Source organism: Sulfuricaulis sp. (genome assembly GCF_040901545.1).
In the GTDB taxonomy this organism is placed as follows: domain Bacteria; phylum Pseudomonadota; class Gammaproteobacteria; order Acidiferrobacterales; family Sulfurifustaceae; genus Sulfuricaulis.
Map to the genome: position 1 here is coordinate 1 of NZ_JBBDYL010000027.1, position 16,720 is coordinate 16,720.

At 57.4% G+C, this 16,720-nt stretch carries 16 protein-coding genes; 8 read left to right on the forward strand and 8 right to left on the reverse strand.

Annotated features, from left to right (window positions below; genetic code table 11):
• From WD823_RS04985 to WD823_RS04995, 3 genes are all read right to left on the reverse strand, one after another.
• On the reverse strand, positions 1–1,263 hold a 1,263-nt coding region (locus WD823_RS04985; RefSeq protein WP_368428383.1), incomplete at its 3' end, for a cytochrome ubiquinol oxidase subunit I.
• 1 nt (position 1,264) lies between these two features.
• Positions 1,265–1,924, reverse strand: coding sequence for a hypothetical protein (locus tag WD823_RS04990; protein ID WP_368428384.1), 660 nt, complete (start codon positions 1,922–1,924; stop codon positions 1,265–1,267).
• 13 nt (positions 1,925–1,937) lie between these two features.
• Positions 1,938–2,585: a hypothetical protein gene (locus WD823_RS04995; RefSeq protein WP_368428385.1), complete on the reverse strand. Its 648-nt coding sequence runs from the start codon at positions 2,583–2,585 to the stop codon at positions 1,938–1,940.
• 171 nt (positions 2,586–2,756) lie between these two features.
• On the opposite strand from WD823_RS04995, the gene WD823_RS05000 reads away from it, so the two are divergent.
• Positions 2,757–4,166 (forward strand): sensor histidine kinase, encoded by a 1,410-nt coding sequence (locus WD823_RS05000; protein ID WP_368428386.1) that lies wholly within the window; start codon positions 2,757–2,759, stop codon positions 4,164–4,166.
• Positions 4,159–4,791 (forward strand): response regulator, encoded by a 633-nt coding sequence (locus WD823_RS05005; RefSeq protein ID WP_368428387.1) that lies wholly within the window; start codon positions 4,159–4,161, stop codon positions 4,789–4,791. The genes WD823_RS05000 and WD823_RS05005 overlap by 8 nt, the downstream gene beginning before the upstream one ends.
• A gap of 578 nt (positions 4,792–5,369) precedes the next feature.
• Here WD823_RS05005 and WD823_RS05010 read toward each other — a convergent pair.
• The gene (locus WD823_RS05010) at positions 5,370–5,642 is read right to left on the reverse strand and encodes a hypothetical protein (RefSeq protein WP_368428388.1); all 273 of its coding nucleotides are present in this window, start codon (positions 5,640–5,642) and stop codon (positions 5,370–5,372) included.
• Positions 5,643–5,851: 209 nt separating this feature from the next.
• Positions 5,852–6,778, reverse strand: coding sequence for an HTH-type transcriptional regulator CysB (gene cysB, locus WD823_RS05015; RefSeq protein ID WP_368428389.1), 927 nt, complete (start codon positions 6,776–6,778; stop codon positions 5,852–5,854).
• A gap of 128 nt (positions 6,779–6,906) precedes the next feature.
• Between cysB and WD823_RS05020 the strand changes: the two genes are divergently transcribed.
• The 6 genes from WD823_RS05020 to thpR all read left to right on the forward strand — a co-directional run bounded on the left by WD823_RS05020 (position 6,907) and on the right by thpR (position 13,656).
• Entirely contained in the window at positions 6,907–7,695 is a 789-nt protein-coding gene (locus WD823_RS05020) for a sulfite exporter TauE/SafE family protein (RefSeq protein ID WP_368428390.1), read from the forward strand.
• A 21-nt stretch (positions 7,696–7,716) separates the two neighbouring features.
• The gene (locus WD823_RS05025) at positions 7,717–9,870 is read left to right on the forward strand and encodes a nitrite/sulfite reductase (protein ID WP_368428391.1); all 2,154 of its coding nucleotides are present in this window, start codon (positions 7,717–7,719) and stop codon (positions 9,868–9,870) included.
• A 35-nt stretch (positions 9,871–9,905) separates the two neighbouring features.
• Positions 9,906–10,595: a phosphoadenylyl-sulfate reductase gene (locus WD823_RS05030; RefSeq protein WP_368428392.1), complete on the forward strand. Its 690-nt coding sequence runs from the start codon at positions 9,906–9,908 to the stop codon at positions 10,593–10,595.
• 160 nt (positions 10,596–10,755) lie between these two features.
• Positions 10,756–11,754: a sulfate adenylyltransferase subunit CysD gene (gene cysD, locus WD823_RS05035; protein ID WP_368428393.1), complete on the forward strand. Its 999-nt coding sequence runs from the start codon at positions 10,756–10,758 to the stop codon at positions 11,752–11,754.
• Positions 11,755–13,026, forward strand: a complete 1,272-nt coding sequence (cysN, locus tag WD823_RS05040) for a sulfate adenylyltransferase subunit CysN (RefSeq protein ID WP_368428394.1) — start codon at positions 11,755–11,757, stop codon at positions 13,024–13,026. It begins immediately after the preceding gene.
• Between the two features lie 81 nt (positions 13,027–13,107).
• Positions 13,108–13,656 (forward strand): RNA 2',3'-cyclic phosphodiesterase, encoded by a 549-nt coding sequence (gene thpR / locus WD823_RS05045; RefSeq protein ID WP_368428395.1) that lies wholly within the window; start codon positions 13,108–13,110, stop codon positions 13,654–13,656.
• A 17-nt stretch (positions 13,657–13,673) separates the two neighbouring features.
• Here the strand turns inward: thpR and WD823_RS05050 are convergent, their stop codons facing one another.
• From WD823_RS05050 to WD823_RS05060, 3 genes are all read right to left on the reverse strand, one after another.
• A complete protein-coding gene (locus WD823_RS05050) occupies positions 13,674–14,300 on the reverse strand; it encodes a Rieske 2Fe-2S domain-containing protein (RefSeq protein WP_368428396.1) in 627 nt (208 codons plus the stop codon).
• A 151-nt stretch (positions 14,301–14,451) separates the two neighbouring features.
• Positions 14,452–15,753 (reverse strand): HD-GYP domain-containing protein, encoded by a 1,302-nt coding sequence (locus WD823_RS05055; RefSeq protein ID WP_368428397.1) that lies wholly within the window; start codon positions 15,751–15,753, stop codon positions 14,452–14,454.
• 69 nt (positions 15,754–15,822) lie between these two features.
• Positions 15,823–16,719 (reverse strand): phosphoribulokinase, encoded by an 897-nt coding sequence (locus WD823_RS05060; RefSeq protein ID WP_368428398.1) that lies wholly within the window; start codon positions 16,717–16,719, stop codon positions 15,823–15,825.
• Position 16,720 lies beyond the last annotated feature (1 nt).

The window sequence follows — 16,720 nt, forward strand, 5'->3', positions numbered from 1 at the left end:
GTAGATGTGGTAGTCCATGCGCGTGAACGAGCGGATCGCCCCCATCAGCCCCATGAGGTAGATCGCGATAGCGGGAATGAAGATGAGTACGTATTGCGCCATCGGATCGATGCGGCCCCACCGGATTGCCCCGGTCGAGCGCGCCCGCCGGTACAGCAGGTAGGTGACGAAGGTCATGATGATGATCGCGGTCACCGCGAGCGCCTTGGCCACCATCAGGCCGAGGAACGTGAAGCGCTCGGGAAGGATCAGCGCCTGTTCGCTCACCCCCGCGGGAGCCTTCGCCAGCAGATCGGGGAAGAAATTCTGCGGCACGACCCAGACGATGCCGCCCGCGAGCAGCACGCCGAAGATCGCCTTCATGTGCGGCGCGAAGCGTGCGCCGCCCTCGATGCGCTGCATGGAGAGCCAGATGTAGAAGTTCGCGCCGAGGAAGAGCAGCACCACCAGCAGCCCCTGCATCACGAAGTAGCCGGAGAGCTTGTCCGCCATCATGAAGGTGGCGAGCTGCGCGTCGTAGACGAAAAACTCCCTGGAGAGGATGTAACCCGCGAGCGGCATCGTGATCAGCGCGCCCACGCCGATCAGGTTGCCAATGTAGCCCATCCAGTCGTAGAATGCCCGATCCTCGTTTTTCCTGGAGGTCAGGAACATGAACGCGGCGAACAGCGCGACCACGAAGCCGCCGAACGTGACGTTGCCGAGGAAACGGTGCAGGTTGAGCGGCCACCATGTGGCGTTATCGATCATCGCCCACAGGGTGGCGCTCTCTATCCCCTTAGGGGGCGTGTTCATGAATCCGGTCACCGCGTTCATGAGCAGCATGACGGCGGTGCCGAGCACGTTGAGCAGCACCCCGATGCCGATATGCGCCCACTTTCCGGTCACCGTGCGGCTGAGCGGCTTCCAGGTGTACCAGTAAACGTACATACACACCGTCTCGAGCAGGATGAACGCCCCATACGCGACCCATACCGGGTAAAGCGCCTTGAAAAGGTAATTCGTAATCGGCTGATAGGGACCCATCAGCACGAAAGTGAACATCACTCCAAAGAACGCGGTGAGCGAGTAGGCGATCGCCACCACTTTCATCGTCTCCTTCGCCAGGCGTTCGTACCTATGATCCCCGGTGCGCAGCCCAAGCCATTCACTCACTACAATGAAGATCGGCGCGCCGAGGACGAACGCGGCAAAGAACAGATGCAACTGCGCCACCAGCCATATTGCCGTGCGCGCGCCGATCAGCGGGAAATCGAGCGGCATGTCACTTCCCGGCGAGCTTCGAGGTCACGACCAGCGTGCCGTGCATGCCGCGCTGGTCGTGATTGGAAAGCGGGCAGCTTATCTTGTATTCGGCCTCCTGCAGTGTGACCACCAGGCGGACGGTGCGGCCGGGACTGAATTTCGCCGCGTGGGCCTCGATCCCCGGGCCTTCGACATGGAAGTCATGCGCAAAACGGCCCTCGTTGCGCAATACGAATGTCACGGTGCCGGGCTTGGTACGAATCTTGTTGGGGACCATTTCATATTCTTTGAGCGCGATCTCGACCTGTCCGCTCTTGAACTCGGCATAGTCGCCATCAGCGGCGTTGGTTTTCTCCAGCGTCCGCGCCGGCGGCGCGCTAGGCCTGATCGATGCGACCGCAGGGGCCGCCTCATGCCCGTGCGCGGCAATTGCCTCTCCCGGCGCTGCCACTGCTACGGGAGTCTGCTCTCGTACACCCGGCTTCACCGGTGCACCGGTGAACCAGGAGGGCAACTCGCTAACCTCGCGCGGTACCCCCGGATGCTCGGCCACGCGGGCGAGCATCCAGCCCATCAGCATCAATGTAAGCAGGAGCACCGCTGCCGCAGATGCGGTTACCGCGGCCCTCTTCAGGTGCGTTGTCTCCCGTTCCCCATGAGCGGCTAAAGCGTCCGCCACACTGCGCCGCCCGTTACGGCAGCACGGTGATGTAGGCGACCATCGGCCCCTGCACGGGCTTGCCCTTGTCGTCGTAGCCTCTCAGATCTCCCTTCGGCCCGATGAAAGTGTGCACCTCGCAAATCATGCGATAGGTGCCCGCTTTATTCGCCTGGAATCTGAGCGTCACTTGCTCGCCGCGCGCGAACTCGCCGGCTTTGAGTTTGGCAGGATCTTCATACGCGTTAGGATTTGCCCGCGCTACAGCCTTCCCCGTGGAAGCGCCCGCATCGTTGATGATCGCAACGCCTTCGGTGCCGACCTCGGTGCCCTCGATGGTCACGTTGTGGTGGCTGCCCTTGACCGAATGGATGTGCAGCACCACGCAATCGCCGCGCTTGACGATGATCACGCCGGGATCGAACGTGTAGCGCTCCAGCTTTGAGTTGGCGTCTCGTGCCTGCCCGCGGTCGTTGTAAGCAACAGGTTTTTTGTCCCGATCTTTCGGCACCGTGTCCCATTCGCCAGTGGCGATGAGGAACTCCTTGATCGGCGCTTTGGCCGCGCAGCTCGGCAACAGCCCCGCGCCGCCCTGCTTCGGTGTAGACTGGGCCGCAGCCGTGCCGGGTAACGCCGCGATGGCGGCTCCCAGTACAGCTAACAACAACGTTTGCTTGTGCATGCTTTTCTCCTTTCAGAAAAGTCAGTTTCCTGACGTCGATCAATCGTGCAAAAGACTAGTCGGGAAAACAACGGCTGATGGGCGGCAAAGCACAGGGACCTTGGTCTCTCCGACGTGGCCTATTGGTCCATGGGTGTGTCGGATTCTGCCTGCTACAATGAATCCGCCGCTATGAAACTATTTTCCAGGTTCAGTCTGGTGCGTCTGCTGCTCGCGGGCGGGGCCGTCATTTTGCTGGCCGGGATGCTGGTAGTCGGAACCTGGGTGGGAAGCGAGATTGAAATCGGAGTCATCAATCGCGCGGGTCTGGTCACCAGCCTCTATGTGGACAGCATCGTCGCTCCCCACCTGCAAACCCTGGCGGGCGAAGGGCAGTTGCGCGCCGCCGACCGCGCGGCGCTGGACCGATTGCTTTCCGGCACGCCGCTCGGACAGCACATCGTGGCATTCAAGATCTGGTCGCTCGATGGCCGCATCCTCTACAGCACCAATCCGGCCCTCATCGGACGGCGGTTCGAGGTGAAGCCGGGGCTCGCCTCCGCGTTCTCCGGCCAAGTGCACTCCCAGATTGCGGACCTCACCGAGCCGGAAAATGAGTTCGAGCGCCAGCAGTGGTCGAGGCTGATCGAGACCTACGCACCGGTGCGCGTCGCGAACACGGGGATGATCGTGGCAGTCTCGGAGTTCTACCAGACGATCGACGACTTGGCGCATGAAGTACGCACCGCGCGCCTGCGCAGCTGGCTCATGGTGAGCACGGCGACGGTGGTGATGTTTCTGCTGCTCGCCTGGCTCGTGAGGCACGCGAGCAACACCATCGCCGCGCAGCAGAGTGAACTGAGCGAGAAGGTGACGCAGCTCACCGCTTTGCTCGCCCAGAACGAGCAACTCCACGACCGGGTGCGGCGCGCCGCGGCTCGCACCACGGCACTGAACGAACGGTTCCTGCACCGCATCGCCGCCGATCTGCACGACGGCCCGGGTCAGGGCCTTGCGCTGGCTCTGATGCGCATGGAACCGCTCGCCAATACCTGCAGCACCTGCCCTGCCACTCTCACCAAGGGACGCACCGTCGGCGACGAATTCCGCACTCTGCATTCCGCGCTCCAGGCGTCGCTCGACGACCTGCGTGCCATCTCCGGTGGGCTGCATCTGCCGGAAGTCGAAACACTGTCGCTCGCAGAAACCGCGCGGCGCGCGGTGCGCGATTACGAGCGCACGGCGGGTCTGGCGGTCACGCTAAGTGCGGAGGAGATGCCGCACGAGGTGCCGCTGCCGGTCAAGATCACCTTGTTCCGCCTGCTCCAGGAGTCATTGGCCAACGGCTTCCGCCATGGCGGAGGAACGGATCAGCGAGTTACCCTGATTACGCGTGACGGCCAACTGCTGGTCGAAGTCGCCGATGGCGGGAAAGGATTTGATCCGCGAATCGCGGTCGCTGATGGTCACCTGGGGCTCGCAGGCATGCGCGAGCGTGTGGAAATCCTCGGTGGATCGTTCAGCGTGCAGAGCACCCCTGGCCAGGGGACCGTAATCCGGGCATCTTTGCCCGTGGCGCCGCTGGAGACGGAGCTTGAGTGAACCGGTCCGCATCCTGGTTGCTGATGACCATCCTCTGTTCCGGGAGGGGGTCGTCCACTCGCTCGCCTCGGAACCGGACCTCGCCATCGTCGGCCAGGCCGCCAGCGGGGAAGAGGCGCTGAGTCTGGCGCGCGACCTTCTCCCGGACGTCGTGCTGCTCGACATCGGCATGCCCGGCTGGGGCGGACTTATCACCGCCGAAAAAATCACCACCGCCTGTCCCGCAACGAAGATTGTAATGCTGACTGTCGTCGAGGATGAAGATAAATTGCTGGCGGCGTTCAAGGCCGGTGCGCGCGGCTACGTGCTGAAAGGGGTATCCGCGCGCGAGCTGGCGAGCGTGGTTCGCGCCACCGCGCACGGGGAAGTCTATGTGTCCCCGTCGCTCGCGGCGGGCATCCTGGTCGCGCTCACGCGCGGCCGTCCCGCCGACCCGCTCGAAGAACTGACCGAACGTGAGCTCGAAATTCTCAAGCTCGTGGGACAGGGGCTTACCAACCGCGAAATCGGCGAACGCATTCATTTGGCCGAAAAAACCATCAAGCACTACATCTCCAACATCCTGCAGAAGCTGCAGGTGCGGAGCCGCGTGGAAGCGGCGCTGTTCGCCGCGCGCCGCAGCTGAGACCGCAAAAAGAAATAACGAACGCGCGCCGCACAAAACACGTGTTTCCCAGGCGCGTGGGGGATGAACCGACCTTCGAGATGCGCTCGATGTTGGCTTCGGCGAAAGTATTGCCCGCTCATTTGAGTGGGTGAGATTGGGGTGTCGGAGCAGTGGAGACGTTGCCGAATCATCCGTTGATCGGCCGGCGTGGTGTAAGGGCTGCAGCATGAGGTCGCGCGAGGATAGCCTGGACGCCTGTGTGCGCGAAGCGCTCGCCTCGGGCGCGGCGATCGAGGCCGGTACGCAATTGTAGGCGATCTGCGGGAGCTGATTGTCTCTTACGGCAAGGCCGGACATCAATGAATAGAGCGCTGGCAGCTACGTCATCTCTGTGCGAGTTTATCGCACCATCGTGAATAACCCTCGGCAACCGGAAGGATGTGCCTTCTAAATGGCTGAATGAATGAAGTTCGGACAGGAGTAAATGGTCCGCATCTCATTCGTCAGGGGGTCGCACGCATAATGTGCGTGACGGCTCACACTGGCGTAATGTGAACGCGCCGGCCGTACCCGGCCGGCGCGGCGATCGGCTTTTTTTATTTTGCTTTTTTGATAGCAGCCAGGGACTCTTTGATTGACTGATTAGCATATTTCATAACCGCATCACTGTCGCCCTTGGCCGCCGCATCTTTTGCCATCTGATAGGCTTTCTTGGCGGCCGAGGTGTCTGCTTTCTTGCCTTCCGCCTGTTTGAGATCGGCTTCGGCTTGCAGCAGCGAGGTTTTTGCCTCCAGGGAGACCTGTGGTGTCGCACATCCCAACAATGCAAATACCCCACCCGCCAGCAGCGCTATTAGCAGTTTTTTCATGTAATCCTCCTCGTCGATATGCATTTTAGATAAAATTCAGGTCCAGGCGAAGTATCCCGGTCCGTTGGGGGACGATAGCGGCTCGATATTCTTTAGTCAATCGCACAACAACGGCGGAAAAAACGTCATTTTTTAGGATTATCAGGTAAAATCGGGGTAATGATTGCCTAATAATTAGGCAGTTTGGGTAGATAAACGAATGGCCGAAACTAGGCAGACAAAGCCATGACGGCATTGACGGCCTCGCGATTGAGATGCGGCGCGAATAACTCGATGAAGGTGTAAATATAGCCGCGCAGAAAGGCGTTGCGCCGGATGCCGATTCGCGTGGTGCTGGCCTCGAACAGATAGCTCGCATCGATGGAACGAAGATTGACGTCGCGGTGCGGGTCAAATGCCATTTTCGCCAGAATACCGATGCCCAGACCGATTTCCACGTAGGTTTTGATCACGTCGGCATCGATTGCCGTTAACACCACGTTAGGCATAATCCCCTTGGCCTCGAAGGCGCGGTTGATTTGCGACCGACCGGTAAAGGCAAAATCGTAGGTAATAATCGGGTATTTGGCGATGGCCTCAAGGGTCAATCGCTTTTCCTTGAGGAGCGGGTGTCTGGGTGGCGTAATGATGCTGCGATTCCACTGGTAGCACGGCAACATGATGAGATCGGGAAAGTGTTCTATGGCTTCGGTAGCGATGGCGATATCGGCTTCGCCATTCACCACGAGTTGCGCAATCTGTGTCGGATTTCCCTGGCGCAAATTCAATTTTACTTTGGGGTACTGCGCGATGAAGCGCTTGATGATCGGGGGTAACTTGTATCGAGCCTGAGTGTGAGTGGTTGCAATGACCAGGTTGCCAGTCGCTTCGTCTTTAAATTCTTCCGCGACCCGCTTGAGATTTTCCGTGTCCCACAGCATTCGTTGCGCGATGGTCAGTATGGCCTGGCCCGCCGCGGTGACTTCGGTAATGCGTTTGCCCTGGCGCACAAAAATATCCATCCCGAGCTCATTTTCAAGTAATTGAATCTGCTTGCTTATTCCCGGTTGCGAGGTGAAAAGCGCTGCCGCGGCGTCGGACACGTTTAGCCCCTGACGCGCGACCTCGCAAAGATAGCGTAATTGCTGCAATTTCATGATTTTTCTGCTAATAACTAAATATTATAAAATCATAATATAATATTCTTTATTAATATATAAGTCCACCTCTAGCATTAGTCTTCCAATGTCCCTCACGACCATCCGGAACTGGTGAGCGCCGCGTTATGGAGTGGATGTACACATTATCAGGCTTCGTCGTGGGTTTTATTGTCGGACTTTCAGGCGTTGGCGGCGGCGCCTTGATGACCCCGTTGCTGGTCCTGGTGTTTGGCGTCGCCCCGGTTACCGCGGTCGGCACCGATCTGCTGTATGCCGCCATCACCAAAGCGACGGGTGTATGGGTGCATGGACGGCGCGGAAACGTTGAATGGAAGGTGGTCGGACGACTGGCCCTGGGCAGCTTACCGGTTGCGCTCTTGGTGTTATGGGGCATGAGCGCCATAAGCACGGAGAGCGAGCAGTTCTCCCGCCTGATTACGTTCGCGCTCGGATTTGCCTTGATCTTGACCGCGGGCGCGCTGATTTTCAGAGAACCGCTGCAGCAGGCCGGTCGAAGAATCAGCGTCGCGTTATCGCAGGCGGGTGGACGCGGATTGATTTATTCCACCGTCGTATCGGGAGCGTTCCTGGGTGCGTTGGTAACCGTTTCTTCGGTAGGGGCCGGGGCGTTGGGTGTGATGGTGTTGTTTATGCTGTACCCGCGTTTACCGACAATTAAATTGGTCGGCAGTGATATCGCCCATGCGGTACCGCTTACGGCCTTGGCCGGGCTTGGTTATCTCTATTTGGGCGCGGTGGATTTCAGCCTGCTCGGAAACCTGCTTCTGGGTTCCTTGCCGGGGATCTATCTGGGCAGTCACGCCGCCGGATGGGTGCCGGAGCGGGCGTTACGGACAGTGCTGGCGAGTTTGCTGCTCCTAATCGGCGGCAAGCTGGTGTTTCAGTTTGTTTAGCAACAGACCGGATGCGGGACGATGAGCAAAATAGAAAAAAGTGAAAATATCTTGGAGACGGGTGACATGGGTAAGGTACATAAATTGGTGAACGAGCCGGAGCTCGTCCATTTCGAGCGGACGTTGCAGGGGTTTTTGGACGGAGAGATCGATGCCGATCGCTTCACCGCCATGCGTTTGCAACAGGGCGTGTACGGCCAGCGCCAGGAAGGCGTGAACATGGTGCGGATCAAGCTGCCCGGTGGCCGGGTTACCGGTCCGCAATTGGTCGCGATGGCGGACATGCTGGAACGCCATGTCCAGCATGACGTGGTGCACGTTACTACCCGTCAGGATATCCAGATGCACTACGTCCCGCTTCCGAAGGTACCGACGGTGTTACATCATCTGGCCAGCGCCGGTCTCACGACCCGCGAGGCCTGTGGCAACACCATCCGGAACATCACCTCCTGCCCGCTGGCCAGCGTGTGTCCGCGGGAACACGTGGATGTAACCCGGCATCTCGATGGAGCCGTGATGCATTTTCTGCGTAACCCGCTGAATCAGCAGTTGCCGCGTAAATTCAAGATCAGCTTCTCCGGCTGCGAGGCGGATTGCGCTCAGGGCATGATGCATGACCTTGGCGTGGTCGCAGTGCATCAGGACGGTCGTTTCGGCTTCAAGGTGCTGGCCGGCGGCGGTCTGGGACACAAACCGCATGAGGCCATTGTGGTGGAACCGTTCATCGAGGAAAAAGATTTGCTCCTGGTGATGGAAGCGATTGTCAGTCTGCATAACCGTTATTCGGATCGCGCCAAGCGCGCCAAGTCGCGAATAAAATTCCTCGTCGACCGTTTCGGGCCCGATGGTTTTGTAGAAAAATATCGCGAGGAACTGGCGCGTACCAAAACGGCGCTGGCCAAACAGGACTATCCCCAGGGCCCGTGGGCCCGTGGGCAAGATTCGGAAATCCCCGGGGCGGGCGCCCCGCGGCAAGTGTTCCCCCAAAAGCAGCCTGGCTATTTTGTTTTACCCATCAGCCTCCCGATCGGAAATTTGAACGCGGCGCAACTGCGCGGCATCGCCGCGGCACTTGATCGTCATGGTCTCAGCGAAATTCGAACCACTCAGGATCAGAATTTAATGGTGTTAAACGTGCCGCAGGCTGACCTCGATTCGCTGACAAACGCGTTTGCCGCGCTGGGCCTTGGCGTGCCTAAGACGGGAGATAACGTGGTCGCGTGCCCCGGGACCTCGACGTGCCGCTTGGGCATTACTTCAAGCACGATTCTTGGGCCGAAACTGAGCGGCGGACCGCTGAATCTTCGTATCCGCGTGAGCGGCTGCCACAACGGCTGCGCCCAGCCGGAAACCGGTGATATCGGTGTTTACGGTGAAGGCAAGCGGCTGCACGGAAAACTCATTCCGCACTACCAAACGTACTTCGGCGGGAATGGTCTCGCCGGCGGTGGGTTGGCGATCAAGGGGCCGTCGGTGCCGGCGGCGCGGATTGAAACAGCCGTCCAGCGAGTGCAGTCAGCGTATGCCGAGAAGCGCCAAGACGGCGAAACATTTTTCGCCTGGACCCGTCGCGTGGGCAAGGAATACTTCCAGGAATTGCTGGCGGATCTGGTCGCCGTTAATCCGGATGATGTGCCGAAGGTGTTGCGCGATCACGGTACCGAATCGGATTTCCGCGTACTGCAACTGGGCGGCGGAGAGTGCGCCGGCGTGACCCAGAGCATGGCGGAATCGACTTTCTTCGAGGCGGCCCACGAACGCGGTTACCGGGATGCCTTGTGGTTTCAGCGAAAGTATGGCGATGCCGCAAAATGCAGCGAGGCCATCGCCCGCCTGATATCCCAGGCCATGACCCAATTGTTGGGCGGTAAGAAAACGGACCATCTCGCCGAATTAACCCGGGAATTACAGCGGCTGGCTCCGGATGAGCCGGTGCTGGCCGAGAAATTGGCGGAACTGGCGAACGGTCTGGCACAACCCGAAGCGGCATTAACCGCGGAGGCGTTAACGGCCTTGTTCAAGGCGCAGGACAACTGGACGGTCGACGCCGCCGAGTTTTGCATGCGTAAAAACAGCCAGCTGGATCTCCGCGCCGCTTTGCCAGCCCGCCACGAACAAAAGAACGACGGTCACGTCCGCGAGACCCGTCGTGTCAGTGCGGCCGGTGTTGTGTGACGTCGAGACGTTTTTTCAACTGAAAGATATTACAGATGAGTCTTGAGCATAAAATCGGTAAAGCAAAATCGCTGCTGAGTGAAGTTGAGAAAAACTTCACGCCCGCCGTGTTTGCCAACAGCTTCGGCGCGGAAGACATGGTACTTACCGATCTGATCGCTAAATTTTTCCGGAGAATTGAAGTTTTCACGCTCGACACGGGACGGTTGCCGCAAGAGACCTTTTTACTGATGGAGCAAGTTGCGAACCGTTATTCCCTTCCGATCAAGGTATATTTCCCGGCCAGCAGCGATGTCGAAAATTACGTAGCCCAACATGGGCCGAACGCCTTTTATGAAAGCGTGGAACGGCGCAAGGAATGCTGCCGAATCCGCAAGGTAGAACCGTTCAAACGCGCCGTGCAGGGCAAGGCGGCCTGGATAACCGGGGTGCGACGCGAGCAGGCCACGACCCGCACTGGTCTTTCTGAATCCGAGTTCGACAACGCCTACGGTTTGCACAAGTTCAGCCCTTTGCTGGAATGGAATTTGGAAGACGTATGGGCATACATTCGGAAATTTGAGGTACCGTACAACGAACTTCACGATAAAGGTTATCCCAGCATCGGTTGCGCCCCGTGCACGCGTGCCACCGTCCCCGGCGAGGATATCCGTGCCGGGCGCTGGTGGTGGGAAAACCCGACGCACAAGGAATGCGGATTGCATCCCAAAAAAGCATCAGGCTGAATGGATGAACGGAATTACGGCCGGGGATTCGAGGATGGCAATGAATTTTCCCGATCACCTGTTTCAGGCGTTCTACCACGGGCGGGGGGAATTGCATACTCTGAACAGAATGGTGAAAAAGAAATTAAATGGCATTCAAAGCCGGTAACGGAGTCATGCGATGGAATTATTGAATACAAAACTGGAGTGGGAACACGCTCCTGAACCGAACCCGAATCGAGTGCAGTCCGGTGTGGGCCGGTTGACCGTAGATAAGCGGGACGTACCGCTCACGCACTTGGATGTGCTGGAAAGCGAGGCGATCCACATCATGCGCGAGGTGGCAGCCGAGTGTAACAACCCGGCATTGCTGTTTTCGGGGGGAAAAGATTCCATAGTCCTGTTGCGCCTGGCCGAGAAGGCTTTCCGGCCGGGACGATTCCCGTTTCCATTGATGCATATCGACACCGGGCACAACTTTCCGGAAGTGATCGCGTTTCGCGACGCTACCGTCCGGCGTCTCAACGAGCGACTCATCGTGCGCCATGTTGAGGATTCCATTCGGCTCGGCCGGGTGGTGGTAAAGAGCGAAATGCAGAGCCGGAATGCGTTACAGTCGGTAACGCTGGTGGACGCCATCACGGAGTTCGGGTTCAACGCTTGTATCGGCGGCGCCCGCCGCGATGAAGAAAAGGCGCGCGCCAAGGAACGCATTTTTTCCTTCCGCGATGAATTCAGCCAGTGGGACCCGAAAAACCAGCGTCCCGAACTCTGGGACCTGTACAACACCCGGGTCCATCCCGGCGAGAACATGCGGGTGTTTCCGCTCAGCAATTGGACCGAACTCGACGTCTGGCTATACATCGCGCGCGAGCGGCTGGAAATTCCGGCTATCTATTTTGCCCATCGGCGTGAAGTCATCCGTCGCGGCAACGGCTGGTTGCCCGTATCACATCTGATCCAGCCACGGCCGGGAGAGAAAGTAAATTTTCTGTCGGTGCGTTTCCGCACGGTCGGTGACATGACATGCACCTGTCCGGTGGAATCGACGGCCACGACCGTCCCGGAAATCATCAGTGAAATCGCTGCGACGCGGATTACCGAGCGGGGTGCGACGCGCATGGACGACCAGACCTCCGAAGCGTCCATGGAGCTGCGCAAAAAGGAAGGCTATTTCTAAATGACTGCGAGCAGCCAGATGCCAATGCCGGATGTGAAGCTGCTGCGATTTATCACCGCGGGCAGCGTGGATGACGGCAAAAGCACGTTGATCGGCCGCCTGTTGTACGACTCGAAATCCATCTTCGAAGATCAGCTCTCGGCCATCGAAACCACTACCCGGCGACGTGGCGCGGATCGCGTGGATTTATCCTTGCTCACAGACGGCCTGCTGGCGGAGCGTGAACAGGGCATAACCATCGACGTCGCCTACCGCTATTTTTCAACTCCCAGGCGCAAGTTCATCGTTGCCGATACCCCCGGGCATGAGCAATACACCCGCAACATGGTGACGGGCGCGAGCACCGCGAATCTTGCAATCATTCTGATCGATGCGCGTCACGGCGTGCTGGTTCAATCCCGGCGACATGCCTATCTCACGGGTTTGATCGGCATTCCGCATTTGATTGTCGCCATCAATAAAATGGATCTGGTGGGATATTCCGAGGATGTGTTTGACGCCATCCGCGAGGAATTCGACCGTTTTGTTGTCGGGCTCAAGTTTCGCACCATCGACTATATCCCGATTTCCGCCTTGCAAGGGGACATGGTGGTGGACCGGGGCGAAAACCTCGGTTGGTACCACGGCAGTCCCCTGCTGGAGCGACTGGAGACAATTGAAATCGACCACGATCTCAATCGGTCGGATTTCCGTTTCCCGGTACAACTGGTCAGCCGCCCGCAAACGCCCGATTTACCTGATTTTCGCGGTTACATGGGACGCATCGAATCGGGGGAAATTGCGGTTGGCGATGAAGTCAAAGTGCTTCCGTCCGGGCGCACCTCGAAAGTCAAAGCGATCGTAACCCTCGACGGCAATCTCGAGCGGGCACTCGCGCCGCAGTCGGTGACGCTGACGATTGAGGATCATCTGGATATCTCGCGCGGCGACTTGCTGGTTAAAGCCACGGACGCGCCGTGCGTCGCCCAGGAGTTCGATGCCGAAGTCTGCTGGTTTGCGGAACAACCCTTGGACCTGAAGCGCCGGTATATCGTCAAACAGACAACCAAGAGCGTGCGTGTCTCGGTGATCCGGCTGGATTACCGCGTCGACGTCAATACCCTTTGCCAGGACAAGGTGTCAACGCTAGAGATGAATGAAATCGGACATTTATCGATAAAAGCGCAACAACCGTTGATATACGACAGCTATGCCCGGAACCGTTCAACGGGAAGTTTTATCCTCATCGACGAAGCGACCAACAATACCGTCGCTGCGGGCATCATTCAATAATTCGTTTTTGAAAAGCAGCTGATACATTTCTGCTTTACCTGCTATTTCCGGTAAACTGTCCCCGGTTCACGCGGACTGCAGATGGCGCTAGATCTCCCTCTCTCATCGAAACCGGAAACGCAACGGTTGTTTTTTGCGCTCTGGCCGGGGTCGACGATCAGCCGGAAATTGCACGAAGCGGCGTGCGAGTTGCTGCCAGCCGCCAGCCGCTGCGTGGTTCCTGAAAATATTCATTTGACCCTGGCGTTTCTCGGTTCGAGAAAGGCAGACTTCAAAAAATGCGCCGAGCAGGCGGCCGGCGCCATTCGCACCGGTCGTTTCACGATGACGCTGGAGGAAATCGGTCACTGGAAGAAGTCCGGTATCCTGTGGGCGGGACCGATGCAGCCGCCTGGGGCGTTGCTCGAGCTGGTCCGGGAACTCAATGCCGGGCTTGCCCCGTGTGGCTATGAAGCCGAAATGCGACCGTATGCGGCGCACTTGACATTGGCACGCGACGTAAGGAAGTTTGGAGAAAAACGCTCGATCGAGCCGCTTGTATGGCAAGTCCGGGAATTTTTTCTGGTGCAGTCCATGACGCATCGGGAGGGCGTCCGCTACGAAATTTTGCGCCAGTGGGAGTTACGTTGAATTGACTTTCAATTTTCCTACCAGCGCGCGTAGAGTTTGTCTTGCTCCACTTTGGTTTCGAAGCGCCGCAGTGGACGGTCGCCGATGTCGATGCATTCTCCGGTTCTGATATCGAAGGCCCAGTGATGTTTGGGACAGGTCAGCCGGAAACCCTCCAATGCCAGATGCGGAATATCGGTAACCTGATGCGGGCAGCGGCTGTCGTAAATGTTGAATTCGCCGTTGTTCCGGTAAATAAAGAGACTGCGGCCGTCGCAATCGATGTATCTGGTTTTTCCTTCGGGTATCTGGTCCACAGCGCTGACTTGATGCCAGCGTTTCTCGGCGCCGAGATTTTCGGCACGAAACTCGGGGATATCCATGTCCAACAGGATGTCAATGGCCCACACGATTTTAGCCAGGCCCAGAGCCGGAAACGCATGCAAGATCGCATCGAGGATTTCATTCGGCGTGGCCCCGGCATTGAGCGCCTGAGGCAGGTACTGGCGTACCCCTTTTTCGGTTTGCGTCGCTATTTTTGTAATGACCGTGATCAACAACCGGGTTTTCGGATCGAGCGATTTACCTGATTCCTTGAGGAACTTGAAATAGGACTTCATCGCTTCCGGCCGGGTTTTGACCAGATAATCCAGCGCGTCGCTCATCAAAAACTCTCCTGATATTTATATCCAGCTCGCAAGCTATAAACGTGGGTATGCCGGTATTATGCGCAGCGACGACGCGATGCGCCAGATGTCGACCCGCGACATAATGGCTGTAACGCCAGCGGGGAGATAATAACGTCTGGATGGCGGCTCAGGCGCCCAGAGGAATGTAATCGGTCGGATTTATCTTGAAATCGGCCGGAGAAAGGACTCTCCGGATTTCCATATCCCGGTCGCGAATGTCGGGATGGGTCATCAGGTCGATCACCTTGGCGGCTGGCAAGGGGGTTTTGTCGGGTTTGAGTACCAGGGCCACCTTGGGTTTCAGGCGGCGTTTGCGGTTAATCGAGATGACGACGCCCACGCTTCCGTTATTGAGCTCCACGACGCTCCCAATGGGATAGATCCCCATGCACTGGATGAATTGCTCGATCATGACCGGTTGGAAATCCTTGCCGCGCCATGAATACATTTTATTCAATGCTTCATGTGCCGACATGGCGGTGTGATACGAACGGTCGGAGGTAATAGCGTCGTAGCAGTCCACGATGGCGCCGATGGAGCCGAAAAGCCCGATGTCTTCCCCTTTCATGCCCATTGCGTATCCGCTGCCGGCATACCGTTCATGATGAAAACGGGCGACATCGATGGCGGTATCGGGAATTCCATGGGTGTTCTCGAGTATGGCTACCCCGCAGGGTACGTGCGACTTCATTAGTTCAAATTCCTTATCCGTGAGCTTTTCAGGCTTGTTTATGATCTCGTTGGGGACTTTCATTTTGCCGATATCGTGCAATAGCGCGCCGATGCCGAGAACATTCAATTCTTCGGGCGTTAAATCCAGGTGGCGCCCGAAAGCCAGCGCCAGAACGCAAACGCGCAAACTGTGAAGCGCGGTGTATTCATCCTTGTTTTTGAGCTGATTGAGGCACATGAGCGCATCCGGATTGCGGATCACGCTGTCAACCATGTCGGCGACGACTTTTTTCGCCACGCTGGTATTGACGCTCCGTCCGAGACGCACGTCGCTCATGATGTCGTATACCGTTTCCCGGGTGTGGGCAACCGCCTCTTTGGCGTATCCGATTTCCTCTTCGAGGACGGTCAAATCCTGGTAGCGCGGAACGTGACGATGGCCTGGCGAGAATTTTTTTACTATCTCCTTGATGTCAATAACTTTTGCAGTGGCGATTGCCGGAGAACGCGGTTTCGTCTGAAGCGAAGATTTCGTGATAATTGTTGCCGCCATCGGCCTGACTTTACTTCTGATGTCGTAGCCCTGTTCGGTATCGATGTAAACTTCCTGACAATATTGCTGGAGTTCCTGGATTTGGTCATCCGAATGAATTTCAAAGCCTTGAAACAGGAACGGCGTCTCGCGCCATTCACGGCCCACCATCTCGGAGACGTACATGCCCTGCTGCAGGTCATGTACTGAAATCTTCTTCTTCATACAACTTAAAGATAGCAGCAATATTCAGGCCGGGACGGCCTGTCGATTGCAGTTAGCCTTAATACCTAGCTAAATTTTCTTTTTATTTTCAAGCAGTTCATCAATTATCGGTGTCAGGATAATTTCCATGGCAAAACCCATCTTTCCACCCGGAACCACGATGGTATTGGGACGGGACATGAAAGAACCGTGAATCATGTTTAACAGGTAGGGGAAATTAATTTTCTTTGGTCTGCTGAATCGAATCACCACCAGACTCTCATCCAAGGTAGGAATATCGCGGGCGATGAACGGGTTGGACGTATCCACCACCGGCACGCGCTGAAAATTCACATGGGTGCGGGAGAATTGCGGGGTGATGTAATGCACATAGTCATACATTCGGCGCAAGATCGTGTCGACCACGGCTTCGGCGGAGTAGCCGCGCTCGGCCGTGTCTCGCTGTATCTTCTGAATCCACTCCAGATTGACGATGGGCACGACACCGACCAGCAAATCCACCCATTTCGCGACATCTACCCCGGATTTGGCATCCACGATGGCGCCGTGCAGGCCTTCATAGAACAGCAGATCGGTGCCGGGTGGGATATTTTCCCACGGCGTAAACTCGCCGGTCTTGAGATTGAGGTTTAACCGCTTATTATGCAGGGCGGTCTCCTCGGCGTTGTGCAGGTAGTAGCGCATCCTGCCGTTCCCGGTTTCACCGTAAGTCTTGAACTGATTTTCAAGCTCTTCGAACAGATTGGATTTTGGGCCAAAATGGCTGAATGTCCGATCTCCTCCCGCCTCGGCTTTTTTCATCGCGGTGCGCATCTCGATGCGGTTGTAACGGTGGAAGCTGTCGCCTTCCACAACAACCGGGTTGATCTGGGCTCTCCGGAAAATATGTTCAAAGGCGTTTTTTACGGTGGACGTGCCTGAGCCGCTTGAGCCGGTGATGGCGATGATCGGATGATTGATGGACATC